The organism is Streptomyces sp. NBC_00286 (genome assembly GCF_036173125.1).
In the GTDB taxonomy this organism is placed as follows: Bacteria; Actinomycetota; Actinomycetes; order Streptomycetales; family Streptomycetaceae; genus Streptomyces.
The window spans coordinates 6,875,034-6,889,338 of sequence record NZ_CP108054.1; the positions used below are offsets into that span (position 1 = coordinate 6,875,034).

Annotated in this window: 9 protein-coding genes; all 9 read left to right on the forward strand. The window is 71.1% G+C overall.

What is annotated here, in order from left to right:
• Positions 1 to 116 precede the first annotated feature (116 nt).
• On the forward strand, positions 117 to 1,727 hold the full coding sequence (locus OHT21_RS31270) for a CYTH and CHAD domain-containing protein (protein WP_328771615.1): 1,611 nt from the start codon (positions 117 to 119) through the stop codon (positions 1,725 to 1,727).
• A 43-nt stretch (positions 1,728 to 1,770) separates the two neighbouring features.
• The gene (locus OHT21_RS31275; protein ID WP_328771616.1) at positions 1,771 to 3,696 is read left to right on the forward strand and encodes a TIGR03960 family B12-binding radical SAM protein; all 1,926 of its coding nucleotides are present in this window, start codon (positions 1,771 to 1,773) and stop codon (positions 3,694 to 3,696) included.
• Positions 3,697 to 3,768: 72 nt separating this feature from the next.
• Positions 3,769 to 4,302 (forward strand): GNAT family N-acetyltransferase, encoded by a 534-nt coding sequence (locus OHT21_RS31280; RefSeq protein ID WP_328771617.1) that lies wholly within the window; start codon positions 3,769 to 3,771, stop codon positions 4,300 to 4,302.
• Between the two features lie 15 nt (positions 4,303 to 4,317).
• Complete coding sequence (locus OHT21_RS31285) at positions 4,318 to 5,739, forward strand: hypothetical protein (protein ID WP_328771618.1); 1,422 nt, start codon at positions 4,318 to 4,320, stop codon at positions 5,737 to 5,739.
• Between the two features lie 165 nt (positions 5,740 to 5,904).
• Positions 5,905 to 6,693: a TIGR03936 family radical SAM-associated protein gene (locus OHT21_RS31290; RefSeq protein WP_328771619.1), complete on the forward strand. Its 789-nt coding sequence runs from the start codon at positions 5,905 to 5,907 to the stop codon at positions 6,691 to 6,693.
• Between the two features lie 259 nt (positions 6,694 to 6,952).
• On the forward strand, positions 6,953 to 11,395 hold the full coding sequence (locus tag OHT21_RS31295; protein WP_328771620.1) for an Rne/Rng family ribonuclease: 4,443 nt from the start codon (positions 6,953 to 6,955) through the stop codon (positions 11,393 to 11,395).
• Between the two features lie 290 nt (positions 11,396 to 11,685).
• Positions 11,686 to 12,006 carry a 50S ribosomal protein L21 gene (gene rplU / locus OHT21_RS31300; RefSeq protein ID WP_328771621.1) on the forward strand — a complete coding sequence of 107 codons (321 nt, stop codon included), beginning with the start codon at positions 11,686 to 11,688 and terminating at the stop codon, positions 12,004 to 12,006.
• Between the two features lie 14 nt (positions 12,007 to 12,020).
• Positions 12,021 to 12,275: a 50S ribosomal protein L27 gene (rpmA, locus tag OHT21_RS31305; RefSeq protein ID WP_033328070.1), complete on the forward strand. Its 255-nt coding sequence runs from the start codon at positions 12,021 to 12,023 to the stop codon at positions 12,273 to 12,275.
• A gap of 144 nt (positions 12,276 to 12,419) precedes the next feature.
• Positions 12,420 to 13,856, forward strand: coding sequence for a GTPase ObgE (gene obgE, locus OHT21_RS31310; RefSeq protein WP_328771622.1), 1,437 nt, complete (start codon positions 12,420 to 12,422; stop codon positions 13,854 to 13,856).
• The last annotated feature ends 449 nt before the right edge of the window (positions 13,857 to 14,305 follow it).

Genomic DNA, 14,305 nt, shown 5'->3' on the forward strand with positions numbered 1-14,305 from the left:
CTGTTGCTGAGGCAAGCGCCAAGTAACGTCCGGAAGAACGTTAAATGTGTCTCAGATGGCGAGCGCGTGCCCTTTGAGGGCTGCCCCCGATGCCGAATCGTGACTAGATTCAGTCCATGGCGGACACAAAGCGGGAAATCGAGCGCAAGTATGAGGCGGGCGAGGGTGCGGGGCTTCCCGATCTGAGCGGTGTGAGCGGCGTCGACAGCGTCATCGACAAGGGCGTCGCCGATCTCGACGCGACCTACTACGACACGGCCGACCAGCGGCTCGCCGCGTCCTCGATCACGCTGCGCCGCCGTACCGGAGGCGATGACGCGGGCTGGCATCTGAAGCTGCCGGTCTCCGACGGCGTACGCGACGAGATCAGCGCCCCGCTGTCCGACGCACTGCCCCGGGGCCTCGCCGGACTCGTCCGCTCCCGGGTACGCGACGCCGAACTGCTCCCCGTCGTACGACTGCAGTCCGCGCGCGACGTCCGCCACCTCGTCGACTCCTCCGGCGGCCTGCTCGCCGAGGTCAGCGTCGACCGCGTACACGCCGAGCGGCTCAGCGGCGGCGACAGGACCACCGAGTGGACCGAGATCGAGGTGGAGCTGGCCGACGACGGCGACCCCGCCTTCCTCGACAAGGTCGAGAAGAAGCTCCGCAAGGCCGGGATCAGCCGCTCCAAGTCCGCCTCCAAACTGGCCAGGGCGCTGGCGGAGACCGGGACTGAGGCGAAGAACGGGAAGCAGGCGGAGACGGGAAAGGCCGGGCCGGTCAAGCTGCCCAAGCAGACCAAGGCGGCCGGTCGTAAGAAGGAGAAGGCCAAGGTCGTCGTGGTCGCGGAGCCCGAGCCGCCCACCGCTGGCGACCACGTCCTCGCGTACATACGCGCCCAGCGTGACGCGCTCGTCGAACTCGACCCCGCCGTACGGCGCGACGTATACGACTCCGTGCACCGGATGCGCGTCGCCACCCGTCGGCTGCGCAGCAGCTTCCGCTCGTACGGAAAGGTCCTGGACCGGGCCGTCACCGACCCGATCGGCGACGAACTCAAGTGGCTGGCGGGGGAGTTGGGCGTCGACCGCGACCAAGAGGTGCTGACCGAGCGGCTGACGGCGGCGCTCGACGAGCTGCCGCGCACCCTGCTCGCCGGCCCCGTCCGCACCCGGCTGCGGACCTGGGCGAACGCCCGGCGCGGCGGTTCACGCCGACGGCTGATCGCGGTGCTGGACGGGAAGCGGTACCTGGATCTGCTCGCCACTCTCGACTCCCTGGTCGCCGAACCGCCGCTGCTCAAGGCGGCCGCGGGCCCGCCCGACAGGGTGATCGGCAAGGCCGTCCGCAGCGACTTCGCGAAGCTGTCCGCCCTGGTCGTCCAGGCCATCGACGCACCGCCCGGCACGGACCGCGACCTCGCGATCCACGAGGCCCGCAAGAAGGCCAAGCGCACGCGGTACGCGGCGGAGGCAGCCACCAAGGCGCTCAGCGAACCAGCCGTCGACCTGGTCAGATCGATGAAGTCCCTCCAGGGCCTCCTCGGCGACCACCAGGACAGCGTGATGACCCGCCTCTCCCTGCGCGACCTCGCCGCCCAGGCCCACGCGGCGGGCGAGAGTTCCTTCACATACGGGGTGCTCTACGGCAGGGAGGAGCAGCGGGCGGCGGACGTCGAGCGGGCGCTGCCGGAGGCCTGGGCGTCGATCTTCGCGGCGGCCGGAGGGCTCGTAGGGACGCGTTAGTCTTGAGGGTCACCCCTGTCAGCTCACGAAGGTCCCCACCACGATGTCTGTCGAGTCGGTCTTCCCACAGCTCGAGGCCCTGCTGCCACATGTGCAGAAGCCGATCCAGTACGTAGGCGGTGAGCTCAACTCCACCGTCAAGGACTGGGACAGCTCCGACGTCCGCTGGGCGCTCATGTACCCCGACGCGTACGAAGTCGGACTGCCCAACCAAGGCGTGCAGATCCTCTACGAGGTCCTCAACGAGCGCGAGGGAGTCCTCGCCGAGCGCACGTACAGCGTGTGGCCGGACCTCGAGGAACTGATGCGGGAGCACGGCGTCCCGCAGTTCACGGTGGACAGCCACCGCCCGGTTCGCGCCTTCGACGTGCTCGGGCTCAGCTTCTCCACAGAGCTCGGCTACACCAACATGCTGACGGCCCTTGACCTCGCCGGCATCCCGCTGGAGTCGAAAGACCGAGGCCTCGACGACCCGATCGTGCTCGCCGGAGGCCACGCCGCCTTCAACCCCGAGCCGATCGCCGACTTCCTCGACGCGGCGATCATCGGTGATGGCGAACAGGCCGTGCTCGACATGACGGAGATCATCCGCGCCTGGAAGGCGGAGGGCCGGCCGGGCGGCCGCGAGGAGGTCCTGTTCCGCCTCGCGAAGACCGGCAACGTCTACATCCCGGCCTTCTACGACGTGGAGTACCTGCCGGACGGCCGCATCGGCCGAGTCGTCCCCAACAAGTCGGGTGTCCCGTGGCGCGTGTCCAAGCACACGGTCATGGACCTGGACGAGTGGCCGTACCCGAAGCAGCCCCTGGTGCCGCTCGCGGAGACCGTCCACGAGCGCATGTCGGTCGAAATCTTCCGCGGCTGCACGCGCGGCTGCCGCTTCTGCCAGGCCGGCATGATCACGCGCCCGGTGCGCGAGCGCTCCATCACGGGCATCGGCGACATGGTCGACAAGGGCCTGAAGGCGACGGGCTTCGAGGAGGTCGGCCTCCTGTCGCTGTCGTCGGCAGACCACAGCGAGATCGGCGACATCGCCAAGGGCCTGGCGGACCGGTACGAGGAAGACAAGGTCGGCCTGTCGCTGCCCTCCACCCGCGTCGACGCCTTCAACATCGACCTGGCCAACGAGCTGACGCGCAACGGCCGCAGGTCGGGCCTGACCTTCGCACCCGAAGGCGGTTCGGAACGCATCCGCAAGGTCATCAACAAGATGGTCTCGGAAGAGGACCTGATCAGGACGGTCTCGACGGCGTACGGCAACGGCTGGCGCCAGGTGAAGCTGTACTTCATGTGCGGCCTGCCGACGGAGACCGACGACGACGTCCTGCAGATCGCCGACATGGCGACGCGCGTGATCCAGAAGGGCCGCGAGGTCTCCGGCCAGAACGACATCCGCTGCACGGTGTCGATCGGCGGCTTCGTGCCGAAACCCCACACCCCCTTCCAGTGGGCCCCGCAACTGTCGGCCGAGGAGACGGACGCCCGTCTCACGAAGCTCCGCGACAAGATCCGCGGCGACAAGAAGTACGGCCGCTCCATCGGCTTCCGCTACCACGACGGCAAGCCCGGCATCGTCGAGGGCCTGCTCTCGCGTGGTGACCGCCGCATCGGCGCCGTCATCCGCGCCGTCTACGAGGACGGCGGCCGCTTCGACGGCTGGCGTGAGCACTTCTCGTACGACCGCTGGATGCAGTGCGCCGACAAAACGCTGCCCGCGTACGGCGTGGACGTCGACTGGTACACCACCCGCGAGCGTACGTACGAGGAGGTCCTCCCCTGGGACCACCTCGACTCCGGCCTCGACAAGGACTGGCTCTGGGAGGACTGGCAGGACGCCCTCGACGAGACGGAGGTCGAGGACTGCCGGTGGACGCCTTGCTTCGACTGCGGAGTGTGCCCTGCCATGGACACTTCCATCCAAGTCGGGCCGACGGGCAAGAAGCTGCTGCCGCTGACGGTGGTCAAGTAGGACGAGACGAGGGCCCGGCCGACGGCGGAAATGCCGTGGCCGGGCCCTTGCGCGTCGCGGCACAATGCGGTGATGCCGCAGCTCATCAGCCCTGATCCACGTTTCCGTGCCTCCTTCCTGGCGGCTGTCCAGGAGAACCTCGCCGAGGACGAGTACTTCGGTGACACCCTCAAGCGGGAGCTCGCCGTGTACGGCGACAGCTGGCACGAGCCGGACGGCTTCGCGCGCTATGTCGCCGCCGTCCGCGAGGAGGAGCTGGAAGACGGGCGCCGGCCCGACGGGTTCGTGCCCGGCAGCTGGTACTGGTACGTGGACGGCGAGACCTATTTCGGGCGGATCCAGGTGCGTCACCGGCTGACGCCGCACCTTCGCGACTACGGCGGTCACATCGGCTACGGAGTACGGCCGACCGCGCGGCGGAACGGCCACGCCACCGCCATGCTGCGCGACGTTCTGCCGTACGCGCGTGCCCTCGGGCTCGAGCGGGTGCTCGTCACCTGTGACACCACCAACGTCGGGTCGCGGAAGGTCATCGAGGCCAATGGTGGGGAGTTCGAGGACGAGCGGGGCGGGAAGCTGAGGTTCTGGATCCGTACGGGGCGCTGATGCGTCTTCGTCGGCATGGACCTGGAAAAGCCGTCGTCCGCGACGCCTGAGCCGCAGCCGTACGAGACGAAGTCGTACGAGACGAAGTCGTACGAGTCGAAGTCGTACGAGACGAAGCCCGCGCCCCGACAGCAGCAGGACGCGACGCCTGAGGGGTGCCTCGCGGTCGCGATCCGGATACCCGTGCGGATCGTGGTGCTCGTGCTGGTTGTGCCGGTGCGGATGGTGTGGGACGCGCTGGTGGTCGGGGGGCGGTTCCTGAGGGACACGGTGTTCCGGCCGCTGGGGCGGGCGGTCATGTGGGTGCTTGTGCCGGTCGGGCGGGCGGTGGCCACCGTTGTCGAGTGGCTGGCCAAGCTGGTGTTCGTGTGGCCCTGGGTGGGGCTGTGGCGGTATGTGGTCGTGCCGGTCGGGCGGGGGCTGGGGTGGCTCGGGCATGTGCTGTTCGTCGTGCCGGGTGTGTGGTTGTACGCGCGAGTGCTGACGCCTCTCGGGCACGGGATCATGGCGGCGCTGCGGGGGATCGGGACCGGGTGCGCCTGGTTGTGGCGGGTGCTGGTGGTCGTTCCGGCGGGCTGGCTGTACGCGCGGGTGCTCGCGCCGATCGGGCGGGGGATCGCCTGGGTGGTGCGGGGCGTCGCGGCCGGGGTGGCGTGGGTTGCGCTGAGGGTGTGGGCGGGGATCGCCGGGGCCGGCCTGGGGGTGTGGGCCGGTGTGACGTGGGTGTTCAGCGGGGTCTGGGCGGGCGTGACGTGGGTCTGCCGCGGGGTCTGGGCCGGTGTCGCTTGGGTCGGTCGTGGTGTGTGGATCGGTCTGGCCTGGGTCGGGCGTGGTGTGTGGATCGGGCTGGTGTGGGTCGGGGGAGGTCTGTGGGCCGGTCTGACATGGGTCGGGCGTGGGATCTGGGCGGGGGTGGCCTGGATCGCGATGGTCGTCGGGGCCTTGCTGCGGTGGGTCTTCGTTGTGCCGGCCGTTGCGCTGTGGCGTTGGGTGTTCGTGCCGGTCGGGCGGGCGATCGCCGTCGTCGCGCGCGAGATCGGTACGGCGATCGGGCACGCGTGGCGGGTCGCCGGGTATGTGTCGCTCGCCGTCGGACGGTTCCTGGGGCGGCTCTTCCGGTGGATCTTCGTGGAGCCGGTGCGGTGGGTGTACAAGAGCGTGCTCACGCCCGTCGGACATGTCGTACGGGACGCGATCTGGCGGCCCGTCGCCGAGGCCGCGCGCGGCGTGGGGCGAGGCGCCCGGCAGGCCCTGGCCAGCGCTCGCGAGACCGCGCGGCAGACCCGGGCCGACGTCCGGCGGATGCTGTTCGGGGCGCGGCCGGAACCCGAGCCGGTGTCTTTGTCCAAGGGACTCCGGGAACCCACGGTGGTTCCTGCGCGTACTCTGGAGGGTAGGTCCGGACGCGACGACCTGTCCCCGCAGGCGCGGGGATGATCCGGACCGGGCGACGCCGCAAGGCGTCATCTGCCGACGTCCCCGCCCACGCGGGGGCGACGAGGTCTGTACGTCCACGAGGCGGCGCACGTATGTACCGCTTCACAGCGAGGAGAAGAACCACTGGGCAAGCGACAGCCCGAAGGCCCGCCGCCCGCACCCGCGGTGCAGCGCGTTCGACTGCGCTACACCAAGCGCGGCCGCCTCCGGTTCACCAGCCACCGTGACTTCCAGCGCGCCTTCGAGCGTGCGCTGCGCCGCGCCGAGGTGCCGATGGCGTACTCGGCGGGGTTCACGCCGCATCCGAAGGTGTCGTACGCCAATGCCGCACCCACCGGCACGGGCAGCGAGGCCGAGTACCTGGAGATCGCGCTCACCGAAGCGCGCGATCCCGAGCAGCTGCGTGCGCTGCTCGACGAGTCGCTGCCCGCCGGGCTCGACATCGTCGACGCGGTCGAGGCCCGGACCTCCGGGCTCGCCGACCGGCTCACGGCCTCGGTCTGGGAGCTGCGCCTCGACGGCGTGGCACCCGCGGACGCCGAGCGCGCGGTCGACGCCTTCAAGAAGGCCGAGACCGTCGAGGTCCAGCGCAAGATGAAGAACGGCATGCGCACCTTCGACGCCCGCGCCGCGGTGGCGAGCCTGGAGGCGCACAGTGTCCGTCCCGGGACGGACAGTCCACAGCCTGATAGGCCGACCGACCAGCCCTGTGCGATACTGCGGCTGGTTGTTCGGCACGTGACGCCTGCCGTACGACCCGACGACGTCCTGTCCGGTCTCCGAGCTGTGGCCGACCTGGCGCCGCCGGTCCCCGCAGCGGTGACCAGGCTGGCGCAGGGGCTTTTCGATGAAGAGACCGGCACGGTGACCGACCCGCTCGCGCCCGACCGCGAGGCAGTGGCAGCCGCCCCACACATGGCCGCAGCCACCGCCGCCGCGAAGGCGCCGGCGTAAGGAAGGTCCCGCGTAGGACGGATGTCGTAGCGCCGCCCTCGTACTCGGGAGCCACCTGGGTCGGGCAGCGCACCGACCACAAGACTTTCGCCAGGCCGTACGCAACACGGCATACGGAACCGGCGAGACAGAACACAGAGAGCTCCCGAGCGGCGCCCGCGCCCCGGACGGCGGCACCGCGCATCGCGCGAGCCGCGGACGTCACCGGCACAGCCGGACCAGGTGCGGCGCCCGGGAGCCTGACGGGAGATCCACCCGCATGCTCGAGCCGAACGAACCCGCTGAGGGTCCCGAGAACAGCACCCCCAGCGACACCTTGCCGCCGCGCCGGCGCCGACGCGCCGCGTCCCGTCCCGCGGGCCCGCCCGCGGAGACGACCGAGTCCTCGGCTGTGGCCGAGACCACGGCACCGGCCATACCACCGGTGAGCTCCGCCGATCTCGCGGCGACCGCCGAGACGGAGGCTGCCGAAGAGACGGCCGCCGCCGAGAAGGTGGCCGCGCAGGAGACGGTTGTGGCGCCGGGGGCGGTTGCCGCCCACGAGACGGCAGTCGCAGCGGCCGCCGGCGCTCCGGGTGCGGAGGAGTCCGCGCCTGCCGAGGCCGCTGCGGCCTCCCCCACGGTGGAGGAGCCCGCCGGGCGTACGCGCCGCCGCGCCACTCGTCGCGTCTCCGCTCCCGCTGGTGTGCCCGAGGCCGCCGAGGCGTCGGAGGCTGTGGTGACCGCATCTGCCTCCGGGGCGGGTGACGGACTTGCGGCGCCCGAGTCAGACGCTGTTGCTGTCGAGGAGCCCGCTGCCGAGACGGCCGCCTCCACGGCTGCCGACGCTGAGCCTGAGGCCGCTGTCGGCTCTCCTGCGGTGGAGGAGCCCGCCGGGGGTACGCGTCGCCGCGCGACGCGTCGTGTTTCCGCTCCCGCTGGTGCGCCGGAGGCTGTGGTGACCGCATCTGCCTCCGGGGCCGGTGACGGAATTGGGGTGCCCGAGACTAGCGCTGTCGCCGCCGAGGGCCCGGCTGTCGAGGAGCCCGCTGCCGAGACGGCCGCCTCCGCGACTGCCGATGCGGCGCCTGCTGTCGACGAGGCCGCGCCTGCCGGGCGTACGCGCCGTCGCGCCACGCGTCGTGTCACCGCACCGGCCGCTGCGCCTGAGTCTGCCGAGGCCCCGGCCTCGACCCCGGCTGTTGCGGAGCCCGCCGCCGAGGTAGCGGCCTCCGCCGAGATCGCCCCCGAAGCCACCGAAACCACTGACGGGGAGCCTGTCGTCGACGAGGCCGCGCCCGCCGGGCGTACGCGCCGGCGCGCGTCGCGTCGTGCCTCCGCTCCCGCCGGTGCGCCCGAGCCCGCAGACAGCGCAGCTGACACCGCGGCCCTCACCCCCGCGCCCGCCACCGAAACCCCCCAGACCACCCCCGAGCCCGCCGCCGTAGTCGAGCCGGAGCTGACCACCGAGACCGAGGACAGTGCCCCGCGCCGTGGGCGCCGGCGTGCGACGCGTCGTGCTGTCGCGCCTGCCGGGGTGCCCGAGGGCGCCGAGGTGGAGTCCGCCGCTGAGGCCGCTGTCCGTGACGAGCGCAGGGAGGCCTCTGTGGCCGCTGCCGAGACCGACCAGACCACCCCCGAGCCGGAGGGCGACACCCCGCGTCGTACGCGGCGTCGTGCCACCCGTAAGACCGCCGCTGCCGGTTTCGCCGAGCCCGCGCCCAAGGCCGCCGAGGACGGCGAGTCCGCGCAGCCGCCCGCGCGGCCCGCGGTCGCCGTCTTCCAGGCGCCCGTGTTCACCGAGCCGATGTTCCAGACGCCGGAGCGCGCGGCGGCCGCCGCCGCTGCTGAGGCCGAGGAGGACGAAGACGAGGACGTCGCCGAGACGGCGGCGGCCCCGGAGCCCGTCGAGGAGGAGACCGGTCCGCGTCGGCGCCGTCGCCGCAGGGGCGCGGCCGAGGAGCCCGCGGAGGCCCCCGAGGCCGAGGAGTCCGCTGAGGACGAGGGCGACGAGACCGAGGAGACCGGCTCGCGTCGTCGGCGCCGTCGCGGTGGCCGCAGGCGTCGCCGGGGCGAGAACGCCGAGCCGGAGGGCGAGGCCTCGGAGAGCGAGGAGACCGCCGCCGAGCAGGCTTCCCAGGATGCCGAGGACACCGACGAGCAGGCCGAAGAGGACGCTCAGGAGCAGCGCGAGGAGCGGGAGGAGTCCGGCGGTTCGAGCAGCAGCCGTCGCCGCCGTCGCCGCAGGCGTCGCGCCGGTGACGCGCCCGTCGAGGCCGAGCCGAGCGACGGAGACCCGGAGCGTACGGTCGTCAAGGTCCGCGAGCCCCGCCCGAAGGCCGAGCCGTCCGACGAGGTGCAGTCCATCAAGGGCTCGACCCGGCTGGAGGCCAAGAAGCAGCGCCGCCGCGAAGGCCGCGAGCAGGGCCGCCGCAGGGTGCCGATCATCACCGAGGCCGAGTTCCTGGCCCGCCGCGAGGCTGTCGAGCGTGTGATGGTGGTCCGGCAGAACGGTGACCGTACGCAGATCGGCGTACTCGAGGACAACGTGCTCGTCGAGCACTACGTCAACAAGGAGCAGTCGACTTCGTACGTCGGCAACGTCTACCTCGGCAAGGTCCAGAACGTACTGCCGTCGATGGAGGCCGCGTTCATCGACATCGGTAAGGGGCGCAACGCCGTCCTGTACGCCGGTGAGGTCAACTTCGAGGCGCTGGGCATGGCCAACGGCCCGCGGCGTATCGAGACCGCCCTCAAGTCCGGCCAGTCGGTCCTCGTGCAGGTCACGAAGGACCCGATGGGGCACAAGGGCGCGCGTCTGACCAGCCAGGTGTCGCTGCCGGGCCGCTATCTGGTCTACGTCCCCGAGGGGTCGATGACCGGTATCAGCCGCAAGCTGCCCGACACCGAGCGGGCCCGCCTGAAGACCATCCTCAAGAAGATCGTCCCCGAGGACGCGGGCGTCATCGTGCGCACCGCCGCCGAGGGCGCGAGCGAGGATGAGCTGCGCCGAGACGTCGAGCGGCTGCAGGCGCAGTGGGAGGACATCCAGAAGAAGGCGAAGGGTGGTGGCAACGCCCCGAGCCTGCTGTACGGCGAGCCGGACATGACCGTCCGCGTCGTACGCGACATCTTCAACGAGGACTTCACCAAGGTCATCGTCAGCGGCGGCGAGGCCTGGGAGACCATCCACGGATACGTCTCCCATGTCGCCCCCGACCTGGCCGAACGTCTGCAGAAGTGGACGAGCGAGGTCGACGTCTTCGCGTCGTACCGGATCGACGAGCAGCTTGCCAAGGCGCTGGACCGCAAGGTCTGGCTGCCGAGCGGCGGTTCGCTGGTGATCGACAAGACCGAAGCGATGATCGTGATCGACGTCAACACCGGCAAGTTCACCGGTCAGGGCGGCAACCTCGAAGAGACCGTGACCAGGAACAACCTGGAGGCGGCCGAGGAGATCGTGCGCCAGCTGCGGCTGCGCGACCTGGGCGGCATCGTCGTCATCGACTTCATCGACATGGTCCTGGAGTCCAACCGGGATCTGGTGCTGCGGCGCCTCCTCGAGTGCCTGGGACGCGACCGTACGAAGCACCAGGTCGCCGAGGTGACCTCGCTGGGCCTTGTCCAGATGACGCGGAAGCGCGTGGGCCAGGGTCTGCTCGAGTCGTTCTCCGAGACCTGCGTCCACTGCAACGGTCGTGGCGTCATCGTGCACATGGAGCAGCCGACCGCCGCTGGAGGCGGCGGCAAGCGCAAGAAGCGTGCGCGGGCCGGTGCCGAGCCGCTCCCCGCTCCGGCTCTGGAGGCTGTCGAGACCGCCGAGGAGGAGGCCGAGACCGAGGCCGAGATCGCCGCCGAGGTTGCCGAGCCGGTCGCGTTGGCCGAGCCCGCCTTCGTACCGGACGAGGACCTGTACAGCAGCGCGGCCGAGGCGGAGGCCGCGGCCACCCGCGGTGGCCGTTCGCGGCGGCGGGCCAGCCGGCGCGCGTCGGCTCCGGCGGGCGCCCCGCGCCCCGAGTCCCGTAGGCCCGAGCGCAGGGCCCAGCCCGAGGTGCCGACGGCGCAGTCCGTGACCGCCGAGGACGAGGCCGACCGTCCCGTACAGCCGGAGCCGGCCGCCGTCGCACACGCGGAGCCGATGGCCGCCGAGGACCCGGTCGTCGAGGCCTCGACCGCCGAGGAGGCCGCGCCCAAGGGGCGTACGCGTCGACGGGCGACCCGCAAGGTCTCCGCGCCGGCCGGCTCGCCGAAGGCGGCCGAGGAGGTCGTGGTGACGGTCACCGAGTCGGCCGCCGCACCCGCCGCCGAGCCCGAGCCGGTCGCCGAGCCGCAGCCCGAGCCCGCCGCCGAGAGCGCGGCTCCGGCCCGCCCGCGCCGCCGGGCGGTCCGGATGGCGACCGCGCCCACCGCGTCGGAGGAGACGGCCGTCGTGGTCGTCCCGTCGGCCTCGGCGGACGAGCCTGCAGAGGCTTCGGTCGCGGAAGCCGAGGACGCCGACGAGGCACCGGCCAAGAGGGCGGCCCGTAAGACGGCCAAGAAGGCGACCGCGAAGAAGGCCGCTACCAAGAAGACGGCGGTCAAGAAGACGGCCGCCAAGAAGGCCACGGCCAAAAAGGCGACCGCGAAGAAGGCGACCACCAAGAAGGCCGCGACGAAGAAGACCGCGGCGGCGGAGCAGACGCCGTCGTCGTCCACCGTCACGGCCGCCACCGACGAGGACTGAGAACCGTCTGGATCGTCGCCCGACGCCCTCTGACCGGCGGAGAACCCGCCGGTCAGAGGGCGTCGGCGTACCCGAAGCCGGTCAACCGACCGAGTGCGCCATGGGCGGCCCAGGACCCGGTTTGACCCCGCTGGTCAGGGCCCCGTAACCTTGACCCTCGGCGTGTCCACAGACCCGCCGCATTCCCGTAAACCTCTTTCCTCCCGGTGGCTCGCGCCCCGGGAGAGGCCGTCTGCTTCTGTCGGCGGCTGGACTGCGGGGATTCCGAATCGAGCGAGAGAGAGATCCGCGTGTACGCCATCGTGCGCAGCGGTGGTCGCCAGCACAAGGTTGCTGTCGGCGACATCGTTGAGGTTGACAAGATTTCCACTGCCCAGGTCGGCGACACGGTCGAGCTCTCGACTCTGCTCGTTGTCGACGGTGACGCCGTCACCAGCGACCCGTGGGTGCTCGCCGGCATCAAGGTCCAGGCCGAGGTCGTGGACCACCACAAGGGCGCGAAGATCGACATCCTTCGCTACAAGAACAAGACCGGCTACCGCCGTCGTCAGGGCCACCGCCAGCAGTACACGGCGATCAAGGTCACTGAGATCCCCGCGGCTGCGAAGTAAGGGACTGAGGAGAGATGGCACACAAGAAGGGCGCATCGTCCACCCGGAACGGTCGCGACTCCAACGCTCAGCGGCTCGGCGTGAAGCGCTTCGGCGGTCAGGTCGTCAACGCCGGTGAGATCCTGGTCCGCCAGCGCGGCACCCACTTCCACCCCGGCAGCGGCGTCGGCCGCGGCAAGGACGACACGCTGTTCGCCCTTGACGCCGGTGCGGTCGAGTTCGGTACGCGCCGCGGCCGCAAGGTCGTGAACATCGTTCCGGTCGCCTGACCGGATCTTTCGCGAGGCGGACCTCACTTCCCGTACGGGAAGCGGGTCCGCCTTTCGCGTGTTTCACCTGAGCGCAGACTTCTCAGCGGAGATTTCTGTGCCAGAGAACGCAGAGATTTCCGTACGTAACTGGAGGCACATCCCATGACCACCTTCGTGGACCGCGTCGAGCTGCATGTCGCCGCGGGTAGCGGAGGCCACGGCTGTGCCTCCGTCCATCGCGAGAAGTTCAAGCCGCTGGGCGGGCCCGACGGCGGCAACGGCGGCCGCGGCGGCGATGTGATCCTGGTCGTCGACCAGTCCGTCACGACGCTCCTCGACTACCACCACTCCCCGCACCGCAAGGCCACCAACGGCAAGCCCGGTGAGGGCGGCAACCGTTCCGGCAAGGACGGCCAGGACCTGATCCTGCCGGTGCCGAACGGCACGGTCGTGCTGGACAAGGCGGGCAACGTGCTCGCGGACCTGGTCGGGCACGGCACGGCGTACGTGGCCGCGCAGGGCGGTCGCGGCGGTCTCGGGAACGCGGCGCTGGCCTCGGCCCGGCGCAAGGCGCCCGGGTTCGCGCTCCTTGGCGTGCCCGGTGACATGCAGGACATCGTCCTGGAGCTGAAGACGGTCGCGGACGTGGCGCTCGTCGGCTACCCCAGTGCGGGCAAGTCCTCCCTGATCTCCGCCCTGTCCGCCGCCAAGCCGAAGATCGCGGACTATCCGTTCACGACGCTCGTCCCCAACCTTGGGGTGGTGACGGCGGGCGCCACGGTCTACACGATCGCGGACGTGCCCGGCCTGATTCCCGGGGCGAGCCAGGGCAAGGGGCTGGGCCTGGAGTTCCTGCGCCATGTCGAGCGGTGCTCGGTCATGGTCCACGTACTCGACACGGCCACGCTCGAATCTGACCGTGACCCCGTCTCCGACCTCGACCTGATCGAGGAGGAGCTGAAGCAGTACGGCGGCCTCGACGACCGTCCGCGCATCGTCCTCCTCAACAAGATCGACGTCCCCGACGGCAAGGATCTCGCCGAGATGGTCCGCCCTGATCTCGAGGCGCGGGGCTACCGGGTCTTCGAGGCGTCGGCGGTCGCGCACATCGGCCTCAAGGAGCTGTCGTACGCCCTTGCCGACCTGGTGGCGAAGGCCCGTGCGGCGAAGCCGCAGGAGGAGGCGACTCGGATCGTCATCCGTCCGAAGGCGGTGGATGACGCGGGCTTCACGGTTGTGCGCGAGGAGGACGGGCTGTTCCGCGTACGCGGCGAGAAGCCCGAACGCTGGGTCCGCCAGACCGACTTCAGCAACGACGAGGCCGTCGGCTACCTCGCCGACCGCCTCAACCGTCTCGGCGTCGAGGACGAGCTGATGAAGGCGGGCGCCCGCACGGGCGACGGCGTCGCCATCGGCCCCGAGGAGAACGCCGTCGTCTTCGACTGGGAGCCCACGGTCATGGCCGGCGCGGAGATGCTCGGCCGCCGTGGCGAGGACCATCGCTTCGAGGCGCCCCGCCCGGCGGTTACGCGTCGCCGCGAGAAGCAGGCTGAGCGGGACGAGGCGGAGCGCGAGTACGACGACTTCGAGCCGTTCTAGGCTTTCCTTTCCCCAGCCCCGCCCCTTCCCGGCTGAAACAATTTGCGGCTCCGCCGCGTGGGGGGGGGGTCCGCTCCCAGGCCCCCTGCCTCCGGCGGGGTGGGTGGGGCGCCTTCGGCGGGTGGATGGGTGGGTTCTTGGGGTGGGCGGGGAGCCTGCCGCGGGTGGGTGGGGTGCCTACCGGGGTGGGGGGTGACATGTCGTGTCGCGGGTGCGGGTGCGTTGTGGCTGGTCGCGCAGTTCCCCGCGCCCCTGAAAAACCTGCGACTGCCCGCACCCCGACGAGCAAGCGAACCGAAAAGCCCGCTCCCGGAAGAGCAAGCGAACCGAAATGGCCCGCGCCCCGGAAGGGGCCCGCGCCCCGAACCCGCCCGCGCGGAAAGCCCGGACCCCCAACTACCCGCAGGCTTCCCTCCGGCGGGAGGGGACGTGGGCCGGTGCGTCGTATG